The organism is Candidatus Dormiibacterota bacterium, assembly GCA_036495095.1.
Lineage (GTDB): Bacteria > Chloroflexota > Dormibacteria > Aeolococcales > Aeolococcaceae > CF-96.
Map to the genome: position 1 here is coordinate 1 of DASXNK010000159.1, position 18,766 is coordinate 18,766.

General features: G+C 74.6%; 20 protein-coding genes. 10 read left to right on the top strand and 10 right to left on the bottom strand.

From position 1 onward, the window contains the following. Both VGL20_16000 and VGL20_16005 read left to right on the top strand, forming a co-directional pair. Positions 1-1,415 (top strand): hypothetical protein (locus VGL20_16000; protein HEY2705184.1); only part of this gene is annotated, 1,415 nt, incomplete at its 5' end. 105 nt (positions 1,416-1,520) lie between these two features. Then, the gene (locus tag VGL20_16005) at positions 1,521-2,144 is read left to right on the top strand and encodes a PadR family transcriptional regulator (GenBank protein HEY2705185.1); all 624 of its coding nucleotides are present in this window, start codon (positions 1,521-1,523) and stop codon (positions 2,142-2,144) included. A 3-nt stretch (positions 2,145-2,147) separates the two neighbouring features. Here VGL20_16005 and VGL20_16010 read toward each other — a convergent pair whose 3' ends face one another. From VGL20_16010 to VGL20_16030, 5 genes are read right to left on the bottom strand one after another with little or no spacing between them, the layout of a single operon-like run. Then, entirely contained in the window at positions 2,148-2,654 is a 507-nt protein-coding gene (locus VGL20_16010; protein ID HEY2705186.1) for a cupin domain-containing protein, read from the bottom strand. A gap of 42 nt (positions 2,655-2,696) precedes the next feature. Beyond that, positions 2,697-3,263 carry a TIGR03086 family metal-binding protein gene (locus VGL20_16015; GenBank protein HEY2705187.1) on the bottom strand — a complete coding sequence of 189 codons (567 nt, stop codon included), beginning with the start codon at positions 3,261-3,263 and terminating at the stop codon, positions 2,697-2,699. A gap of 21 nt (positions 3,264-3,284) precedes the next feature. Beyond that, a complete protein-coding gene (locus VGL20_16020; protein ID HEY2705188.1) occupies positions 3,285-4,931 on the bottom strand; it encodes an MDR family MFS transporter in 1,647 nt (548 codons plus the stop codon). 29 nt (positions 4,932-4,960) lie between these two features. Continuing rightward, positions 4,961-7,282 (bottom strand): MMPL family transporter, encoded by a 2,322-nt coding sequence (locus tag VGL20_16025; GenBank protein HEY2705189.1) that lies wholly within the window; start codon positions 7,280-7,282, stop codon positions 4,961-4,963. After that, entirely contained in the window at positions 7,279-7,755 is a 477-nt protein-coding gene (locus tag VGL20_16030; GenBank protein HEY2705190.1) for a MarR family transcriptional regulator, read from the bottom strand. The genes VGL20_16025 and VGL20_16030 overlap by 4 nt, the downstream gene beginning before the upstream one ends. A gap of 169 nt (positions 7,756-7,924) precedes the next feature. Between VGL20_16030 and VGL20_16035 the strand changes: the two genes are divergently transcribed. Continuing rightward, a complete protein-coding gene (locus VGL20_16035; protein HEY2705191.1) occupies positions 7,925-8,119 on the top strand; it encodes a hypothetical protein in 195 nt (64 codons plus the stop codon). Positions 8,120-8,149: 30 nt separating this feature from the next. Here VGL20_16035 and VGL20_16040 read toward each other — a convergent pair whose 3' ends face one another. Beyond that, entirely contained in the window at positions 8,150-8,548 is a 399-nt protein-coding gene (locus VGL20_16040) for a cupin domain-containing protein (GenBank protein ID HEY2705192.1), read from the bottom strand. An 86-nt stretch (positions 8,549-8,634) separates the two neighbouring features. On the opposite strand from VGL20_16040, the gene VGL20_16045 reads away from it, so the two are divergent. Further along, entirely contained in the window at positions 8,635-9,315 is a 681-nt protein-coding gene (locus VGL20_16045; protein HEY2705193.1) for a hypothetical protein, read from the top strand. After that, entirely contained in the window at positions 9,312-10,310 is a 999-nt protein-coding gene (locus tag VGL20_16050) for an alkaline phosphatase family protein (protein HEY2705194.1), read from the top strand. The genes VGL20_16045 and VGL20_16050 overlap by 4 nt, the downstream gene beginning before the upstream one ends. 20 nt (positions 10,311-10,330) lie before the next feature. On the opposite strand, the gene VGL20_16055 is transcribed toward VGL20_16050, so the two are convergent. Both VGL20_16055 and VGL20_16060 read right to left on the bottom strand, forming a co-directional pair. Next, positions 10,331-11,074 (bottom strand): hypothetical protein, encoded by a 744-nt coding sequence (locus tag VGL20_16055; GenBank protein ID HEY2705195.1) that lies wholly within the window; start codon positions 11,072-11,074, stop codon positions 10,331-10,333. Next, a complete protein-coding gene (locus tag VGL20_16060; GenBank protein HEY2705196.1) occupies positions 11,071-11,589 on the bottom strand; it encodes a sigma-70 family RNA polymerase sigma factor in 519 nt (172 codons plus the stop codon). Before VGL20_16060 ends, VGL20_16055 begins: the two co-directional genes overlap by 4 nt. A gap of 76 nt (positions 11,590-11,665) precedes the next feature. On the opposite strand from VGL20_16060, the gene VGL20_16065 reads away from it, so the two are divergent. Continuing rightward, positions 11,666-12,004, top strand: coding sequence for a thioredoxin domain-containing protein (locus tag VGL20_16065; GenBank protein HEY2705197.1), 339 nt, complete (start codon positions 11,666-11,668; stop codon positions 12,002-12,004). Positions 12,005-12,077: 73 nt separating this feature from the next. Further along, positions 12,078-12,734 (top strand): histidine phosphatase family protein, encoded by a 657-nt coding sequence (locus VGL20_16070; protein ID HEY2705198.1) that lies wholly within the window; start codon positions 12,078-12,080, stop codon positions 12,732-12,734. Here VGL20_16070 and VGL20_16075 read toward each other — a convergent pair. After that, a complete protein-coding gene (locus VGL20_16075; GenBank protein ID HEY2705199.1) occupies positions 12,703-15,276 on the bottom strand; it encodes a hypothetical protein in 2,574 nt (857 codons plus the stop codon). The two genes, VGL20_16070 and VGL20_16075, sit on opposite strands and share 32 nt — an antisense overlap. 44 nt (positions 15,277-15,320) lie before the next feature. Beyond that, positions 15,321-15,959, bottom strand: coding sequence for an ATP-dependent Clp endopeptidase proteolytic subunit ClpP (gene clpP / locus VGL20_16080; GenBank protein ID HEY2705200.1), 639 nt, complete (start codon positions 15,957-15,959; stop codon positions 15,321-15,323). A 164-nt stretch (positions 15,960-16,123) separates the two neighbouring features. On the opposite strand from clpP, the gene VGL20_16085 reads away from it, so the two are divergent. The 3 genes from VGL20_16085 to VGL20_16095 all read left to right on the top strand — a co-directional run bounded on the left by VGL20_16085 (position 16,124) and on the right by VGL20_16095 (position 18,765). Then, complete coding sequence (locus VGL20_16085; protein HEY2705201.1) at positions 16,124-16,891, top strand: plastocyanin/azurin family copper-binding protein; 768 nt, start codon at positions 16,124-16,126, stop codon at positions 16,889-16,891. A 31-nt stretch (positions 16,892-16,922) separates the two neighbouring features. Further along, the gene (locus tag VGL20_16090) at positions 16,923-17,732 is read left to right on the top strand and encodes a plastocyanin/azurin family copper-binding protein (GenBank protein HEY2705202.1); all 810 of its coding nucleotides are present in this window, start codon (positions 16,923-16,925) and stop codon (positions 17,730-17,732) included. A 73-nt stretch (positions 17,733-17,805) separates the two neighbouring features. Beyond that, entirely contained in the window at positions 17,806-18,765 is a 960-nt protein-coding gene (locus tag VGL20_16095) for a YihY/virulence factor BrkB family protein (protein HEY2705203.1), read from the top strand. The last annotated feature ends 1 nt before the right edge of the window (position 18,766 follow it).

Genomic DNA, 18,766 nt, shown 5'->3' on the forward strand with positions numbered 1-18,766 from the left:
CTTGCAGCGTCGATCTCGATCATGTAGGCTGCACCATCGTCACCGAACTGTTGGAGGGACACCTGGCGATGGCGACCGATCTGCACGTCGAGAGGCAGCAGGGTGCGCAGGCCCGCGCGGTGCCGGAGCCGTACGTCCCCACCGGCGCGGACCGGACCCGGTTCCAGTACGTCAACGAGACCATCGACAAGCTGGTGGGCGAGCGGCGGACGCCGCTCTACGACTCGGTGGTGATCGTCGGCGGCCTCGGCATCACCGCCCACACCTTCGCGGCCCGGCTGGCCCGCAGTCCCGAGTTCGCCGGCAACGTCGTCCTCGCCGGCCCGCCCGCCAGGGAGGACCGCCGGCTCAAGGCGGGCGTCTCCCTCCGCGCCGCCTCCGCCGACTTCCTCGCCTACGCGCTGAACACGTCGACGGACGCGGTGGTGCGGCAGTGCGCGGGCTCTCACCGGGCCGACCAGCCGGTCGCCTTCCGGCAGACCGCGTCGATGGCCTACAAGGACGGCCAGGGCAGCTGGCGGGCCACCCGGGTCGAGCCCTGGCAGGGCGGCAGGCACGGCAAGAAGCGTCCCGGCATGTACGGCTTCCGCAACTCCCGCACCGCCCTGGCGATCAGGGAGCTCGCCTTCCAGGACGGGATCATCGAGAAGCAGGAGCCGGTGACCTCGCTGGAGCACGCCCGCTCGCTCGCCACCGGCCGGCGCCCGCTGATCGTCAACGTCACCACCAACGGCGGGCTGCTCGGCAACGAGACCTACACGCCCACCGCGGGCGTCGTCGCCGCGCAGATGCCGTTCAAGGAGAGGCCGGGCGGCGTCCGCGGTCCGCTCGAACCCAGGACCACCTACGCGCCGCTGGTGAACCGCGAGGGCGCCATCGACGTCGGCTACTACACCCCGTTCTCGGACCCGCTCTCCCCGGAGGCGACCTGGTACGGGATCATGGCCCGGCCGCTGCGGCTCAGGAAGCCGTTCGACAAGGAGCGCGAGCTCGACATCCTCGTCGAGGAGACCCTCGGCCTCGGTGAGCTGATGGGCCTCGACCCGGTCGACCCCGACGAGACCACCGGTCGCGCCTTCGTGCCCGCGCCGCCGCCGCGTGCCCCGAAGGGCTCGGCGCCCGGCACCCTCGAGCTGCGCCGCGCCTGCACCCCGTTCGTCGCCGCCTACTACGCGGATGGCATGACCGGCGGCACCATCGGCGCCACCATCGCCGCCGAGGCGGTGCTCCGCGGCCAGGACCCGTATCCCGCGGTCGCCAGGGCGCTGGCCGGCTACCGCCGCTGGAACTACGCCTGGTACGTCGAGACCGTCCACCTGCCGATGGTGGTCGACCGGCTGATGCGGATCAGCGTGCGCGGCGCGATGCTCTGGCCGCACCGCACCGCGGTCAACCACTGGTTCTCTCGCGCCTGAGGCGCAGCGCGGGACGCGCCCCGTATCATCGGCTCTGGACCGTCGCGGAATGACGGTCCGGTGGCCGGTGGTACGGGGTGGCGCTGCGTGTACAGGTCGACGAGAGTGACCGTGAAGGACGGCAGTGGGGGGACCCGCCAGCTGGCGCTGGGGCCGAGCGCCTTCCTGGTGCTCGGCTACGCGGCGCGGCTGGGGAGGGTGACCCCGTACCAGCTCAAGCAGCTCGCCAAGCAGGGCGTGTCCTGGTTCTGGGACTTCCCCCACTCCCAGCTCTACGTCGAGCCGGCGCGGCTCGCCAAGCTGGGCCTGCTCGAGGAGATCGTGGAGGGGCACGGCCGCCGGCGCAAGCTGTACTCGCTCACCGAGGCGGGTCGCGAGGTGCTGCGCCAGTGGTTCGACAGCCCGGTGCACGAGCAGCACGAGGTGCGCGACCTCGGCCTGCTCAAGCTGGTCTTCGCCGGGCTCACCGACCCGGCGCGGATCCGCCGGCTCGCCGAGGAGCAGATCGCGCTGCACCGCCAGCGGCTCGCCGAGTACGACCTGATCATCTCCGACTGGACGTCGTTCTCACGCCTGTACCCCAACCAGATCACGGTGCGCATGGGCCAGCTCCACGAGCAGGCGTACCTCACCTTCTGGCGGTCGATCCTCGACGAGCCGCCCGCGATGGACCCGCGGCTCGAGTCGATCTACGACGAGAACAGCACGGTGGTCACCGCCCGGGTCTGAGCCTCAGCCGGTGCAGCCCGCCGGACGGGGCACGGGATTGACCAGGGTGGAGCCCACCGGCGAGCCCAGGTAGGTCACCACCAGCCTCACCGCCTCGGTGCCGTCGTTGCGGGCGGTGTGCGCGGTGTTGGCGGGCACGTCGAACGCCTGGCCCGGCCCGAGGTGACGGGGCGCGCAACCCGGGTCGCTGGCGACCGTCAGGGTGAGCTGGCCGGCGGCGACCACGGTGTTCTCGAAGCCCGGGTGGGTGTGCCAGGGGGCCACGCCGCCGGGTTCGATGGTCACCGTCTGCACGGTGAGCTGGCTCGGCGGCGCCACCGTGATGTGGAGCGGGTCGGTCATCGTGCCCTGGCCCAGCTGGGTGCGGATCACCTTGCTCGCCGGGCTGGCGCTCGCGGTCGCGGTCGCCGCCGGCGTGCCGGTGGCCGCCGCGGTGCCCCCGCTCGACCCGCAGGCCGCGACGGCGCCGCCGAGGAGGGTCAGGACGAGGCCGCTGAGGACGCGTTGCACGGCACCGGACTCTACCCCTGCGGCAGCGCCGGTTTCAGCCGCTCAGACCCGCCGTCCGAGGAAGGCCATCAGCTGCTCCTGGCGGGCGGCGCCCTCGGGCGCCGGCAGCTCGGGCCCGAACACCCGGGGGGAGCGCATCCCCCCGCCGTCGATCGCCCGCCAGCGGGTGAGGGTGTCCTCGACCAGCGCCGGGTCGAGCTCGACGTCGACCCCGGCGGCGCGGGCCAGGTCCCAGGTGTGCACCAGCACCTCGCCGGTCATGAACTGCTCGAGCATGATCATCAGGGGCATGTCGCCGATCGGGCCGGGGACGACCCGGTCGAGCGCCTCCGGGGTCAGCGCCGCGGTGGTGGCCGCGCGCGCCGCCACCCAGCCGGCCACCGGCCGGTCGCCGGCGAGCTCGCGGTTGCCGGGACGCTCGGCCGGGAGCGCGGTCCCGGACGCGAGCATGCCCACCATCCGCACCCCACCGATGACGTGGCCGGCGATGTCGACCGCCACCCACTCCGCGCAGGGGGAGGCGCTCTCCCAGCGGTCCGCGGGCACGGCGCGGAGCACCCGCTCGAAGCCGTCGAGCGCGGTGGTGTAGGCGGCCAGGGTGTCGCTCATCGGCGGATCGTAGCTCGGGGCCTACGCCACCGCCACCAGGTCGCCGTCGTCGCTCGCCCGGTCGCTGCGGCCGCCGCGCAGCGGCACCTCGCGGAGGATGACGATCGCCACCAGCGCCAGCGCGGCGGCGGCGAGGGAGAGCCAGAACAGCTCGGCCACCGAGGCCGCGAAGGCGTCGTGGATGCCGGCGACGATCCGCGCCACCAGCCCCTGCTGCGACGCGGGCAGCGCGGCGGAGATCTGGCCGCCGAGGTCGCCGACCGCGGTGAGGCCGCCGCTGTTGCCGGCGAGGTGCGCGGCCGCGCTCGCGGGCACGCCCTGGGCGCCGAGCGCGCCCGGCAGCCGGCTGGCGAAGCCGGCGCTGAAGAGGGTGCCGGCCGCGGCCAGGCCCACCGAGCCGCCCACCTGCCGGAAGAAGGTCAGGGTGCTGGTGGCGACGCCGATGCGGTTCGGGGTCACGCAGTTCTGCACCACCACGGTGAAGCCGCTCAGCGACGGTCCGACGCCGAGCCCGAAGACGAGCATCCACGCCCAGAGCGCCGGGCTGCCGGTGGTCGCGTCCAGCCGGGTCATCAGCGCCGCGCCGGCGACCAGGAACACCGCCGAGCCGGTGAGCAGCCAGCGGTAGTGGCCGGTCCTGCTGATCAGGATGCCGCCCGCCATGCTGCCGCCGATGAGCCCGACCAGCAGCGGCCAGGTCTCGTACCCGGAGCCGGTGGCGCTCACCCCGCGCACCGCCTGGTAATAGCGGGGCAGGAAGATCACCGCGGTGAACATCGCGACGGAGATGAGGAACACCGCTGCCTGCGAGGCGGAGTAGGTGCGGTCGCGGAAGAGGTCGAGCGGCATGATCGGCTCGCGGGCACGACCCTCGACGATCACGAAGCCGGCGAGCACCACCGCACCGAGGAGGATCAGGCCGCCGACGCCGGGGCTGGTCCAGTCGGGCAGGACGCCGCTGGCGCCGGCCTGGCCCTTGTTGGAGAGGCCGATGAGCAGCGGCACCACGCCGGCGCTGAAGAGGGTGATGCCGAGGAAGTCGATGTCCCGCCACGAGCCCGCGCTGCGGCGCACCGTCGGCAGCACCGCGGCGATGATCGCCAGCGCGGCGACGCCGATGGGGAGGTTGACGTAGAACACCCAGTGCCAGCTGACGTGGTCGGTGAGGAAGCCGCCGATGAAGGGGCCGGCGACGAAGCTGATCCCGAACACCGCGCCGAACAGGCCCTGGTAGCGGCCCCGCTCGCGGGGGCTGAAGAGGTCGCCGATCACCGCCAGCGAGATCGGGAAGAGCGCGCCGGCGCCGATGCCCTGGAGGGCCCGGAAGGCGATCAGCTGAGTCATGTTCTGGGACAGGCCGCTCAGCGCCGAGCCGACCAGGAAGAGCGCGATGCCGGTCAGCAGCAGCGGCTTGCGACCGTAGGCGTCGGAGAGCCTGCCGTAGATCGGCCCGGTGATCGTCGAGGTGAGCAGGTAGACGGTGACCACCCAGGTGTACAGGCTGTCGCCGTGCAGGTCGGTGACGATGCGCGGCAGCGCCGTGCCCACGATGGTCTGGTCGAGCGACGCGAGGAACAGACCGAGGAGGGTGGCGCCGAGCACCGCCATCCGGGCGCGGTGCGAGATCTGCACCGGGACGGCGGCGGGCGGACGCACGGACGTGGCCATGGGAGGATCTCCTTGGGGCGTGGACATGGTCAGGCCGCCTCGGTGTGGTCGCCGGCGGTCGCGGCGGCGTCGGTCGCGGGCGTCTGGGCGCCGGCGGCGCGGCGGAAGAGCGGCGACGGCCACCAGTTCCAGCGGCCGAGCAGGGTCACCACCGCCGGCACCAGCACGGTGCGGATCAGGAAGGTGTCCATGAGCACGCCCGCGGCGATGCCATAGCCGATCTGGCGGATCTGGTCGGAGCCGGCCGCGTTGCCGGCACTGATGGCCAGAACCGCGAAGGTGCCGCCGAGGATGACGCCGGCGGTGGTCACCGTGGTCCCGGTGGCGCCGACCGCGCGTCGCACCGCCTCGGCCAGCGGAACGTGGTGCGCCTCCTCGCGGATGCGCGTCATCACCAGGATGTTGTAGTCCGATCCGAGCGCCATCAGGAAGACGAACATCAGGAAGGGCAGCACGAAGTTGATGCCCTGCGAGCCACCGATGTGGACGAAGACGATGGCGACGGCGCCGAGCGCGGCGAGGTAGGAGAGCAGCACGCTCACCACCAGGTAGAGCGGCGCCACCAGGCTGCGCATCACCAGCGCCAGCAGCATCGCGATCAGCACCGCCACGATGGGGATGACCATGGAGAGGTCGTCGTGGGCGAGGTGGCTGACGTCGTAGGCGAAGGCGGTGAGGCTGAAGACGCCGCTGTCGACAGCGCCCACCCGCCGCGCGATCGCGGTCACGGTGTCGCGCAGGCCGGGCACGGCGGCGAGCGCCGCCGGCGACGAGGTGTCGCCGTGGAGCGTGGCCGCCGAGAGCTCGACGGTGCGGCCGCCGCCGGCGACGTACTGGCCGAGACGGCGGTAGCTGTTGAGCTCGGCCGTGGTCACGCCCGCGGGCGGGGCCGCGGTCGCCGCCAGCTGCTGCGGGTCGCTGCCGGTGAGCGCATGGATGCGGACGATCTGCGCGGCACTGAGCCCCAGGTCGAGCGGACCGGTGACGGCGCCGACCCGGCCGCTGGCCTCGAGCTGCCGCTGCGCCTCGTCGACCGCGGCCAGGCTGCTCCACACCGGCTGGGGGAAGTGGAGAAGGACATCGGACGGATTGGGCGGAGCCGGGAGGTGGGCGGCGAGCACCGCGGTGCCGGCCGCCGAATCGCTGCCCGCGGGGCCGGTCGACTGATCGGCGAAGCCGGCGGTGGACGCCGACAGCGACCCCGCGGCGAGGGCGGCGAATCCGAGCACGCCGACCGCGGCGACGGCCAGCGGCCGGCGGGTCACGCCCGCGGCGATGCGGCCGTAGAGCCCGGTCTTCGGGTTCTCGACCAGGCGGGTGCGGCTCGGCCAGAAGACCGCCCGGCCGAAGATCGCGAGGATGGCAGGCAGCAGGGTGAGCCCGGCGAGGAGCATCAGTGCGATGCCGATCGCCAGGGCTGGTCCGAGGCTCTGGTAGAGGCCGAAGCGGGCCAGCACCAGGCTCATCAGGGCGGCGATGACGGTGAGCGCGCTGAAGGTGATCGACTCGCCGACGGTGCTCACCGCGCGCACCACCGCGTCCTTCGGGGCCAGCCCGCGGCGCAGCTCCTCGCGGACGCGGAACACCAGGAACAGCCCGTAGTCGGTGCCGGCGCCGAGCAGCAGCACCACCAGCACCACCTGGGTGATGCTCGAGACCTGCACCCCGAGGCGGGTGGCGGCGGCGATCACCGGGCTGGCGAGCAGCAGCACCATCACCGCGGGGGCGAGGGTGAGCAGCGGCGCCAGCAGCGCCCGGAAGGCGACCAGCAGCAGCACCACGATGAGGAGCATCGAGAGCCCCTGGGTGCTGCTCGTCGACGAGCTGGCGCCCTTCTGGGTGTCGACCACCGTCGGCAGCTCGCCGGTCAGGTTGTAGGTGAGGTGGTCGGAGGCCGAGGCGGTGGCCAGCGTCGCGCGGATGGTGCCGACCAGCCGGCTGCCGTCGCCGGACCCGTCGTAGGGGGCGAGGCGGGTCTGGATCAGCGCCTGGCGCACCGCTCCGTCCGGCGAGGCGCCGAGGTCGCGCACCGTGAGGTCGTTCGCGAGCGTGGGGACGCGCTGCTCCAGGCGGAGGATCGCGGCCTGGTCGGTGGCGCTGAGCGCGCCGCTGCGAGTGCTCGCCACCACGATCGCGGAGGCGTAGCTCGAGTTCAGGAAGGGCTTGGCCAGCTCGGCGGCTCTCATGCTCGCGGTGTCGGCGGGCAGGAAGCCGCCGTTGGTGTCCTTCGACACGCTCGCCAGCGAGGGGAAGAGGTGCACGCTCAGCACCGTGACCGCGAGCCAGAGCACCACCACCGGGTACCGGAAGCGCACCGAGAACCGGCCGATCCCGCCGAAGATCCGCTTCACCGGAGGGGGCCGTCGGTGAGCTTGGCCAGCAGGCCGGTGAAGGTGGCGAGCTCGCCGTCGCTGAGGCCGCTGGCGAGGCTGCGCACGATCTCGCGCTTGAGCTCGCTGAACCGCGTGGTGACCTCCTCGGCCTGGGAGGTGGCGACGATCCAGACCCGGCGGCGGTCCCCGGGGTCGGTGTGCCGCTGCACCAGTCCGCGGCTGATCAGCCGGTCGACCAGCTGGGTGGCGCTGCTGGGACCGACCCCGAGGAGTGCGGCGAGCTCGTGCATCGTCACCCGGCCGCGACCGGCCAGGGTGCGGAGCACCTCGAGCTGGTGGAGGGTGACGCCGCTCAGCTCGGTGGACATGGTCGCGCAGAGGCCGCGCGGGAGCACCGAGTCGACGCGCTGTCGCATCCGGGCCTGGAGCTCGAGCAGCTGCTCGACGAGCTCCTCCCGCGGGGCCGACACTGCCAGGGCGGAATCGTTCATGCCCCGAACCGTAAGGGCACCGCGGCGATCGGTCGGTTCGGTGGGCGTCCTGTCGCTCGGTCATCACCGGGCTGTCACACGGGCCGCCCGCAGCGTATCCTCAGGTGAGGGTTTGGGAATGGATCGGGGAAGGTGTGGTGTGAGCGTCATGGGCTCCCCGCAGAGGGAGGTGGACGTTCCGAGACGGCCGCTGGCCCGCTGGGTGGGCGAGGGGCTGGTCGAGATCGACTTCCGCGCCGGGGCGCCGGAGTCGCGGGTCCGCCGCCTCCGCCGTCACGGCGGCACGGTGATCTCCGCCCTGGCGCTGAGCGGCGGCCTGGGCCTCGCCGCCGTCGCCCTTCATCACATCTTCACCGGCGGCTGACGCCCTCAGCGCCGGGCCCAGTCCTCCGGCTCAGTCAGCGGAGGTCGGCTCCGGCCAGTCGCCCGGCTGGGCCTGGTGGCGGGGCGCCGCCTCCCAGTCGTCGCGGGGCGGCGAGAAGGCCTCCACCGCGGTGCAGCCCTCGGGGCCGACGACCACCGAGTGCGGGAGCCCGCTGGGGATGACCCAGAGGTCGCCGGGGCGGCGGAGCCGGCTGTCGCCATCGATGGTGAGGGTGAGCTCGCCGCGCACCACCACGCCGAGCTGCTCCTGGTGGTGCCGGTGCTCGGGCATCTGCAGCGACGGTGCGAGGTCGATCACGGCGAAGCTGAGCCGCTCTCCGTGCACGGTGCGGGCGAGGATGCCCTCGAGGAGGTTGTAGGGGGCGAGCTCCTCCGCCGTCGCCCACTGGTGCCCGCTCGAGACCGCCATCACAACTCCTCCTGCTGTTCACGCCGTCCACCGCGGCGCCCGCCAGCATATGCTGTCGGGCGGAAGGGACCGATCAAGGGGGAGCCGTGTCCGGCGAGACCACCGACGAGCGCGCCGCGTGGGGCGTCGCGTGCCATGCAGAGCCGCGCTGGCCGGCCTCGCTCGCCGCCCTGGCGGCGCTCCTCCTGTACCTGACCCTGCCCGCGAGGCTGACCGTGGGACCGGCCTGGCTGATCCCCGCCGGCGAGGGCGCCCTGCTCCTCTTCCTCACCCTGACGTCTCCGATGCGGGACCGTGAGGAGCGGGTGGGCCGGTGGCTCTCCCTCGCGGTCATCGCGGTGATCAACGCCGCCAACGTGGTGTCGCTGGTGCGGCTGATCGACCTCCTGGTCACCGGCACCAAGGCCGATGGCCGGTCGCTGATCATCTTCTCGGTCCAGATCTGGCTCACCAACGTGCTGGTCTTCGCCCTCTGGTACTGGGAGCTCGACCGCGGCGGGCCCGGAGATCGCACCCACCCGCAGCACCGCGAGCCCGACTTCCTGTTTCCGCAGATGGTCACGCCGGAGGCGGCGCCGCCGCGGTGGTCGCCCAGCTTCGTCGACTACGCATACGTGGCTTTCACCAACGCCACCGCCTTCAGCCCGACCGACACGATGCCGCTCACGGCGATGGCGAAGGGGCTGATGGCGGTGCAGTCGCTCGCCTCACTGCTCACCGTCGCGGTGGTGGCGGCCCGTGCCGTCAACATTCTGGGGGGATCATGAACCGAACCGTCCGCGTCGCCTCGCTCGCCGCGCTCGCCGCCCTGGTCAGCGTCTCCGGCTGCGGGAGTCCGGCGGCCGCCCCGCCGGCGCCGACCCGGGACGCGGCCAGCTCCTCGCCGGCGATCGTCGTTCCCAGCCTGCCGTCCGCGCCCGGCGCCGCCACCCCGGCCGCGACCACGGCCGCCCCCGCGACGGTCGCGGGACCGCCGCACATCATGGTCATCGTCATGGAGAACCGCGAGGCCAGCTCGGTGCTGGGCCAGCCCGACGCGCCGTACATCAACTCGCTGGCGAACGCCTACGGGCAGGCGACCAACTGGTACGGGATCAGCCATCCCAGCCTCCCCAACTACCTGGGGATGATCTCGGGCAGCGACCAGGGGGTGCACGACGACGGCACCGGCTACAGCTTCGCCGGCCCCACCCTCGTCGACCAGCTCGCCGGTCGAGGCGTCGGCTGGAAGGCGTACATGGAGGACATGCCCGCCCCCTGCTTCGGCGGCGCCTCGAGCGGGAAGTACGCCAAGAAGCACGACCCCTTCGTGTACTTCAGCTCGATCACCGGCAGCCCCGGCCAGTGCGCCCGGGTGGTGCCCCACAGCCAGCTGGGCGGCGACCTCCAGGCGGGCACCGCCCCGCCCTTCCTGTTCGTCACCCCCAACATGTGCAACGACGGCCACGACTGCGGCAACGCCACCGCCGACAACTGGCTGCGCGGCGAGATGCAGATGGTCACCGGCTCGAGCTGGTACCGCCAGGGCGGCTCGGTGGTGGTCACCTGGGACGAGGGCGGCAGCAACAACGGCTGCTGCGGCGGCGCCGCCGGCGGACGGATCGCGACCATCGTGGTGACCGCGGCGGGCCAGCGGCGGCTGACCACCGCGGGCGACCACTTCGGGATGTTGCGCGCCCTCGAGGAGGCCTACGGCGTCGGCTACCTCGGCCGCGCCGGCGACCCCGCGTCCGGCGACCTGCGGCCGCTGCTGGCCGCCTGAGGGCGGCGGGCGGCGGCGGCTCAGCCGACGACGACGTGCACCTGCCAGGCCGCGGTCGAGGCGATCAGGCAGAGCGGGCCGTGGCACCCGCTCTGCCCGGCCATCAGCCGGGTGTGCCCGGAGTGGGCGGCGAGGAAGGTGCCGTGGGCGCCGCCGCCGGCGTCGCGGCCGGAGTCGGCGGCGCTCACCACCCGCGGGTCGAGGGTGCGCGGCGCGCTCCACTGGCGGTGGGCGGCGCCCTGCAGGGCGACCACGATGCGGGTGCCCGGGGCCACCGTGATCGTCCGGCCGGAGTCGGCCTCGGTGAGGGTCACCGTGACCACCCCGCCGCTCGAGGGCGGGCGCGCCGGCGAGCCGGACGAGCCCCCGGCGGCGACCGCGGGCGCCGGGGTGGCGGCCGGCGGTGACGCCGGGCCGGGACGGCCCGCGGGCGGCACCGCGATCGCCCGGCCGGGCGGCGGCACCTCGGCGGCCCGGCTGTCGAGGGACCCCGACGAGGGCAGCGGCGTGGGGTGGACGGCGTGGCGGCCCTGGCCCTCGGTGCGCTCCATCGCCGGCCGGCCTCCGGCGAGGGCGACGAAGATGGCCACCGTCGCCACCGCGGCGAGCACCGGTAGCCAGCGCATCGCGAGCTGGGGCCGGCGGGGCTGGAACGGGCTCAGCCACCGGCGCCGGCGCCGCGAGTGCATCCCCCGCAGCGCCGCGGGCGGGTCGGGCCAGATCCGCCGCCCGATGTCGTCGACCTGGTTGCGGAGGTCGCTCATCTCGACTCCCCGAGCAGCTCGCGGAGCCGGCGGGTGGCGCGCTTGAGGTGGGTCTTCACCGTCTCCGGCGAGATCGAGGCGGCGGCCGCGACCTCGCCGACGGGGCGGCCCTCGACATGGCGGAGGACCACGGCCATGCGCTGCATCGGGCTCAGCCCCTCCAGGCCCCAGCGCACCCAGAGGCGGTCGATGTCGTCGAGGACCGCGGCGCGCATCTCCGCCTCGAGCGGGGTCTCGCGGCGGTGGCGCCGCCAGGCGTCGATCGCCAGCCGGGTGGCCACCCGGGCCACCCAGAGATCGGGCCGGTCGAGGCGGGAGACCCGCCCCCAGCGGGTCAGCGCCCGGGCGTAGGCGTCCTGGACGGCGTCCTCGGCGGCGGCGACGTCGCCGGTGGCGACGGCGACGATGCCCACGATCCGCTGGCAGCTCTCCTCGAAGAACGCCTCGAAGGATGCCTCCGAGGACGCCTCCGCCTGCTGCGCCGGAATGTCCATCGTCAGGGTCGCGGCGTCCACGTCATGCACACGTTTAACGGCCACCTCCCGGGGGACATGGCGCGGAGCCACCTGCTTCCCTCGATATGCTTCCGACATGGCGAAGCCGCTGACCCTCACCGACGGCAATTTCCGGGAGCGCGTGATCGAGTCGCCGATCCCCGCGCTCGTCGAGTTCTGGGCCGCATGGAACGCGACCTGCAAGGCCCTGGCCCCGAGCCTGGAGGTGCTGGCCGAGGAGTATGCGGGACGGGTGGTGGTCGCGAAGCTGGACGTCGACGCCAACCCCCAGACCGCCGCCCTCTTCGCGGTGATGACGGTGCCGACCCTCCTGCTCTTCCACCGCGGCCAGGCGCTGGAGCGGATCGACGGCTACCGCCCCATCCAGGTGTTCCGCGACGAGCTCGAGCAGGTCCTCGTCGGCGTGTGGAGCTGACCCCGGCCTGAGCGATGAGCCCCTCGCCGTCCTCGCCGCCACGCCGCCGCCGCCGGAGACGCTGCTGCTGCTGATCCGCCACGCCGAGCAGGCGACGATGCAGCGCCGCGACGCCCCGCTCAGCGACCGCGGCGAGCGGCAGGCGGAGCGGCTCGCCGAGCGGCTCGCCGCCCTGCCGCTCACCGCGGTGGTCTCCAGCCACCTTCGGCGCGCCCGGCGCACCGCCGAGGTCGTGGCCGGGCGGGCCGGGCTCGAGGCCGAGGTGGAGGAGGGGCTGGAGGAGGTCCGCCTCGGCGAGGAGGCGCGCTGGCGCCGCTACCGCGGGCTGCTGGAGCCCGATCCGGACGACTACGTCACCGCCGCGCTCAACGCGGTGCGGGTGCTGTCCCGCGCCCGCTGGACCGGCGAGGACGGCGAGGAGTCCCTGGAGTCGCTGCTGGAGCGCGGGCTCGCCGCCATCGACCGGGTGACCGAGCGCCACCAAGGCGGGGTGATCGCCTGCGTCTCCCACGGCGGGTTCATCAACGCCGTGCTCGGCTCGTGGACCGGGGCGCAGCGCCACATGTGGTTCGTGCCCTGGCACACCGGCATCTCGTCGGTGCTGATCCGGGGCGACGAGCGGGTGCTGCTCGGGCTCAACGACGCCACCCACCTGGGCCGCGACCAGGACATGCTCCACATCCTCGCCGCCGACGTGGTCAGCCGGCGCAGCGAGGGTCGAGGCCGATGAGCACCACCCCGTCGGTGTCGCCGAGGTAGAGGCCGGAGCTGTCGCCGGTGAGCTCGTGGGGGCGGGCGACGCCGGCGGTGGCGCGGACCGCCCCGCTGTGGGGGTCGGCGCAGCTCAGCGTGGCCCGCTGCGCGTCGGCGAGCCAGAGCAGTCCGTCGACCACGAAGGCGCGCAGGGTGTTGCCGCTGGGCAGGCCGCCGGAGGTCACCGCCAGTGGCGCGGCGAGGGCGCGGAGGTCGGCGGCGCGGCGGTGGCTGAGCTCCGAGGACAGGCCGGTGGGATGGGTGATCCACACCCCGTCGCTGTCGGCGGCGAGCCGGGCGCCGGCGGTGCTGTGCTCGGTGGCCGACGCCCGCCCGGCGCCGCTCGCGGGGTCGTGGACGCTGACCAGGGCGTCGCCGGAGGGCAGCCGCGTGCTCACGTACAGGTGCGCCCGGGCGGGGTCGAGGGCGACGTCGTCGATGCCGCCGCCCCCGTCCTGGGGGAGGGAGCGCAGCAGGGTGCCGGCGGTGGGGTCGACACCGAGCAGGTCGTGGCCCCAGCCCAGCCAGAGCAGCCCGTCGGTTCCCGCCAGCCGTGCCGAGAACTGCTCGAGATCGGCGGGGGGCTGCAGCGCCACCTCGTGCTCCACCTGCAGGCTCGCCGGGTCGAGTCCGTAGAGCGCCTGGCGCCCGGGGTTGGAGACTCCCGGGTGCACCCCCGCGCCCACCCAGAGCAGGCCGCCGGCGAGGGCGAGGCTGTCGGCGGCGGGAAAGGGCCCGGCCATCGTCACCCGGCCGGTGGCGCGGTCGAGGCGCGCCACCATCGCCCGGTCCGGGTCCCACACCCCCAGGGTGAGGCGCTCGACGACGGCGTAGACGGCGTCGCCGTCCACGGCCACGGCATCGACACTGCCCAGCGGCAGCACGCCGCGCACCCACGGCGACGGCGGGGTCGCGGCGGTGGCGATCTCCGCCGGGGGAAGCGAGCCGCCCCGGCGCAGCCAGCCCCGCCCGGACCACGTCCAGCTGTCGTCGTAGACGCTCCCGGAGCGGCCGCCGACGATGCAGCAGCCGCCGAAGAGGAGCGCCTGGCCGCGCCGCGCGTCGTAGGCGACCGCCGCCCCGAATCGCGCCCCCGGCCCCTCGGGGTCGGGTCCGGCGTCGTACCAGTCGCCGTCCTGCCAGGACCAGGTGTCGTAGCCGGGGACGACGACGCCGCCGGGGGAGCCGCTCAGCTGGCCGTCGACGACCCGCTTGGCAGCGAGCTCGGTGCCGGGGTGGCGCTCGGTCCAGCCGTCGCCGTCCCAGCTCCACACCGCCGCGGTGGCGGCGACGCCGCCGCAGGCCGAGGCGGTGGGCAGGGCGGTGACCAGCACCAGGCCGCGGGCGGCGGGGTCGTAGGCGAGCCGGCCGCTGAGCGCCGCTCGCGGCGCGGTGGCGGGAGCCAGCTCCGCCCAGCCGGCTCCGGTCCAGCGCCAGGTTGCGAGGGTGCAGGGCGAGCCCCGCCGGCCGCCGTCGCTCACCAGCAGCACCCGGCCGGCGGCCTCGTCGGTGGCCAGCGCCGCGGTGCCCGTTCCCAGCCGGCCGGGCGGGGAGAGGGTGGTCTGCAGCCGGCTCCAGCCGCTCCCGTCCCAGGCCCAGGTGTCCCGCAGCGACGCCTCGGGCATGCCCGGGGCGGTCGACCCCTCACCGCCGAAGAGCAGGAGGCGGCGGCTCGACGGGTCCCACGCCAGCGCCGCGGCCTTCCGCGGCGAGGGCGACCGGGCCGGGTGGCGGCGATGCCAGGCGGCGCCGTCCCAGGTCCAGGTGTCGCCGAGCAGCCGGTTCTCGCCGGCGCGCCCGCCGAAGAGCACGACCTCGCCGCGGACGGGGTCGTAGCCGGCGGCGGCGAAGGCGCGGGCCGGCGGTCCCGCCGGTGCCGCGGCCGCCACCCCGGTGACCCGGCCGCCGGGGCGGGCATGGGGTTGCTGGCCGAGCGCACCGGCGGACGCCCCCACCCCTCCGACCAGGGCGGCGGCGACCGCGGCGACCGCCAGCCGGGGTCCCGGCCCCCCGGCGAGCAGCCGCCGGGGGTGGAGGCGCTCGCGCCGGCGCCGCGCCGCCAGCGCCCGCCGCACCCGCTCGTCGAGCCCGGCGGGGGTGGCGATCTCGCCGGACGGGGGATCGCGCAGCCGGCCCAGGGCGCGGCGCCGGGCCCGGATCACCGCCGCCTCGCCGACGTCGAGGAGCTCGGCGACGGCGGCGGTGCCGAGGCCGGCGCCGAGCTCGAGGGCGAGCACCGAGCGCTCCCGCCCGCGCAGCCCGGCGAGCCGGTCGGGGATGCCGCCGCGGGCGGGACGGCGCCGGAGCAGCCGGCCGGCGAGGCGCCGCCGCCTCCGCGAGGCGATCGCGGCGCGGGTCAGCCGCAGGATCCGCACCCGCTCGGCCTCGGGATCGCCGTCGGGCTCCGGGGCCGCGGCGCCAGGGGGCACCGCCGCCAGGGCGGCCGCGGCGGCTGCGAGCGCGTCGTCGGGGTCGCCGAGCTCGAGCAGGCACAGCCGGTGGACCGCGGCGGCGTCCATACGGGAACGATACGCGGCCCGGCGCCGCGCGGATCTCGGCGGATCTAGGAGGTGCTGCCCTCGCCCCCGGGCGTGACCACCGCCCCGGCGCCGCGGGTGCCGCGGATGATCTCGTCGATCAGGCCGTAGCTCTTCGCCTCCCCCGGGTCCATGAAGTAGTCGCGCTCGGTGTCGCGGTGGATGGTGTCGAGGTCCTTCCCGGTGTGCTTGGCGAGGATCTCGTCGAGCCGGTTGCGGAGGAAGAGGGCCTCGCGGGCGTGGATCTCGATGTCCGTTGCCTGGCCGCGGAAGCCGCCCGACACCTGGTGGATGAGCATCCGCGAGTTGGGCAGGCTGTAGCGCATCCCCGGGGCGCCGCCGGCGAGGATGAGCGCGCCCATCGACGCCGCCAGGCCGATGCAGATGGTGCTGACCCGCGGACGCACGTACTGCATGGTGTCGTAGATCGCCAGCCCGGCCGTCACCGAGCCGCCCGGCGAGTTGATGTAGATCGAGATGTCCTTCTCCGCGTCCTCGGCCTCGAGGAACAGGAGCTGGGCCATGATGACGTTGGCGACGTTGTCGTCGACCGGCGTGCCGAGGAAGATCACCCGGTCGCGCAGCAGGCGCGAGTAGATGTCGAAGGCGCGCTCGCCGCGGTTGGTGGTCTCCACCACCATGGGGATGACAGCGGTCGGGTTCACCGCGCGGACCTCCGTGTGCCTGCCGGGCGCCGGGGTGCGCCCCGACGCGGTCTGGATACCCGCGCCGGGCTGCATCCTACACGGGGTCTCGTCGCCGGGGAGATCACGGATGCGTAACCACCCTCCGTACCTGCTGTCGAGTGGCGGCAAGGAGGAGTGTCAGCATGTCCCGGTTCGGATCCCTCGCCGCCGCCGCCGGCCTCGGTCTCGGCCTCGCCGCCGCCGCGACCGCGCCCGCCGGCGCCGCCCCCGCGGCCGCCGCCACCGCCCGGATCACCGACGGCTGCGGGTCGCTCGCCCACTGCTTCACCCCGGGGACGATCACGGTCGCCGCCGGCACCCGGGTGACCTGGACCAGCGCCAGCAGCGCGCCCCACACCGTCACCTGCGACGCCTCCTGCCCGGGCGCGGGTCCGGGCAGCGGCACCCTGACGATGGGGAGCGGCTACGGCTTCACCTTCACCACCCCCGGCAGCTACGGCTACCACTGCGACATCCACCCCGACATGACCGGCACGGTGGTGGTGAGCGGCGCCCCCGCCACCCCGGCGCCGACCCAGGTGCCCGCCCCGCCGCCGCCGACGGCGCCCCGACCCACCACCGCGCCGCCGCCACCGCCCTCGCCGGCGCACGTCGCCACCGCCGCGCCGGCGCCCCCGGCCCCGGCGGCGGCGGCCACCCCCCCGCCGGCCCCGGTCGCCACCGCCGCCCCCGCCGCCGAGACCACCGCGGCGCCGGTCGCCCAGGTCCCGGCCGCCGTCGGGGCCGCCGGGGACGCCCCGACCGGCCCCACCGGCGGCACCGGGCCGGCCGCCCCGGCCCCGGCCTCCGCCCCGACCGGCTCGCCGGTGCCGGCGCTGGCGGCCGGCCTGGGCCTGCTCGCGGTCGCGGCGGCGGGCGGAGGGATGTGGTGGCGGCGCCGCGCCCGGTGAGAGGGTGCCCGGCGGCCATACGATGTGCCCCATGCCCGCCCCGGCCCGGCCTCGCGTGTCGCAGCTGCTCGCCAGCGTGGCGGTGCTCGGGATGCTGCTGCCGCCGGCGACGGGCGGGGCGGCGTCGACCCATGGGGTGACCATCGGCGGCGCCGGCACCCCCCAGTCGCCGTACGTCTACCAGGGGGTGCCGGCGAGCATCACCGCCGGCGACACCATGACCTGGCTCAACCCCACCACCGTGAACCACACGGTGACGCCGACGGTGACGCCCGACCCGGGCTTCCGCAGCCACGACCTCAACGGCCAGGGCTCGTACCACGAGTACCGCTTCACCGTCCCGGGCAGCTACACCTTCCACTGCCAGAACCACCCCGACACGATGCACGCCTCGATCACGGTCAACCCCGCGCCCAGCCCCACCGCGACCGCCGCGCCGACCGCGGTGCCGGCTCCCCGCCCCGCGCCCACGGTGGCGGCCACCGCGCGGGCGGCCGCCACGGTTCCGGCCACGGGGTCGGGGACGCCCGCGCACAGCGCCAGCCCGGCCCCCACCTCGACCCCGGTCCGGACCACCAGCAGCAGCACCACCACCACCGTGCCGCCGGTGGCGGCGGCCCAGACGCCGCTCAGCGACGCCGAGACCGACACCGAGACCGCGACCACCTCGGGGACCGTCCTCCCCACCGCCCCGCAGCCGCCGCTCACCGCCGCCCCCGCCGACCACGGCGGCCCCGCACCCGCGGTCGTGCTCGGCCTGCTCGCGCTGCTGCTGGCGCTCGCCGGCGGGGCCCTGGCGCTGCGGCGCCGCGCGGAGGATCATCCGAGCCCGCCCCCTTGACGGCCCCGGGGCGCGGGCAACATGATATCGGCACTATCATAAGTCGAGCCGTGGGGATGGGAACGAGGCCACCATGAAGCGACGTCTGCTCAACTCCTTCCCCGTGCGGGTGATCAAGCGCTACCTCGACGCCCAGGGGACGAACTGGGGAACCCTGATCGCCTGGAACGCGCTCTTCGCGTTCTTCCCGATCGTCCTGGTGACGATCACCGTGCTCGGCCTGCTCCTCCAGGACCAGGGGCTGAAGGACAGCATCGAGCGCCAGATCGCCGCCGGCTTCCCCAACTGCCGCAACAGCTCGAACTGCGAGATCATCGTCGCCCTCAACTCCTTCAAGGAGAAGACCGGCGTCTTCGCCATCCTCGGCCTCGCCGGCCTCTTCTGGAGCGGCTCCGCCCTCTTCGGGGCGATGGACCAGGCGCTCTCCAGCCTCTCCGGATGCAAGGCGCGGGACTTCATCCCGCAGAAGCTGATGTCCTTCGGCATGATCCTGCTGTTCACGGTGCTGACGGTGCCGCTGATCCTCAGCGGCAGCCTGCTCGGGCTGCTCGAGAAGCTGCCCCTGGTGCCGACCGTCTTCCGGATCGGACCGGTCTCGCTGCTCCTCCAGCTCGGCCTCGGCATCCTCGACGCCACCCTGCTCTTCACGGCGATCTACTACGTCGTCCCCAACCGCCGCCAGCGGCTCCGCCAGGTGCTTCCCGGCGCGCTGGTGGCGGCGGCTCTCTTCGAAGGCTTCACCCTGGTCTTCCCCCTGTACTTCCGCCTCAGCGGGGGCTTCGCCGCCTACGGGCAGACCTTCGCGCTGTTCTTCCTGCTGCTCTTCTACTTCTTCGTCCTCGGCCAGATCGTGATGATCGGCGGCGCCGTGAACGCCGAGCGCGACCCCGACCTGCGCTCCTGCGACAACGGCGCCGGCGAGCCCGCCGGCGGCCTCACCCCGGCGACGATGGCCGGGCGTGACCGCGTCGAGGAGAGCAACGGCTCCCCGCCCGTTCCCGTGGGCAGCGGCATCGCCGAGCGCCGGGCCTAGC

Excerpts from the sequence above, each read along its gene's own strand:
- VGL20_16015 (HEY2705187.1), bottom strand. The coding sequence starts at position 3,263 with ATGAGCGACACCCTGGCCGCCTACACCACCGCGCTCGACGGCTTCGAG.
- VGL20_16020 (HEY2705188.1), bottom strand. The coding sequence starts at position 4,931 with ATGGCCACGTCCGTGCGTCCGCCCGCCGCCGTCCCGGTGCAGATCTCG.
- VGL20_16030 (HEY2705190.1), bottom strand. The coding sequence starts at position 7,755 with ATGAACGATTCCGCCCTGGCAGTGTCGGCCCCGCGGGAGGAGCTCGTC.
- VGL20_16040 (HEY2705192.1), bottom strand. The coding sequence starts at position 8,548 with ATGGCGGTCTCGAGCGGGCACCAGTGGGCGACGGCGGAGGAGCTCGCC.
- VGL20_16050 (HEY2705194.1), top strand. The coding sequence starts at position 9,312 with ATGAACCGAACCGTCCGCGTCGCCTCGCTCGCCGCGCTCGCCGCCCTG.
- VGL20_16055 (HEY2705195.1), bottom strand. The coding sequence starts at position 11,074 with ATGAGCGACCTCCGCAACCAGGTCGACGACATCGGGCGGCGGATCTGG.
- VGL20_16065 (HEY2705197.1), top strand. The coding sequence starts at position 11,666 with ATGGCGAAGCCGCTGACCCTCACCGACGGCAATTTCCGGGAGCGCGTG.
- VGL20_16075 (HEY2705199.1), bottom strand. The coding sequence starts at position 15,276 with ATGGACGCCGCCGCGGTCCACCGGCTGTGCCTGCTCGAGCTCGGCGAC.
- VGL20_16085 (HEY2705201.1), top strand. The coding sequence starts at position 16,124 with ATGTCCCGGTTCGGATCCCTCGCCGCCGCCGCCGGCCTCGGTCTCGGC.
- VGL20_16090 (HEY2705202.1), top strand. The coding sequence starts at position 16,923 with ATGCCCGCCCCGGCCCGGCCTCGCGTGTCGCAGCTGCTCGCCAGCGTG.
- VGL20_16095 (HEY2705203.1), top strand. The coding sequence starts at position 17,806 with ATGAAGCGACGTCTGCTCAACTCCTTCCCCGTGCGGGTGATCAAGCGC.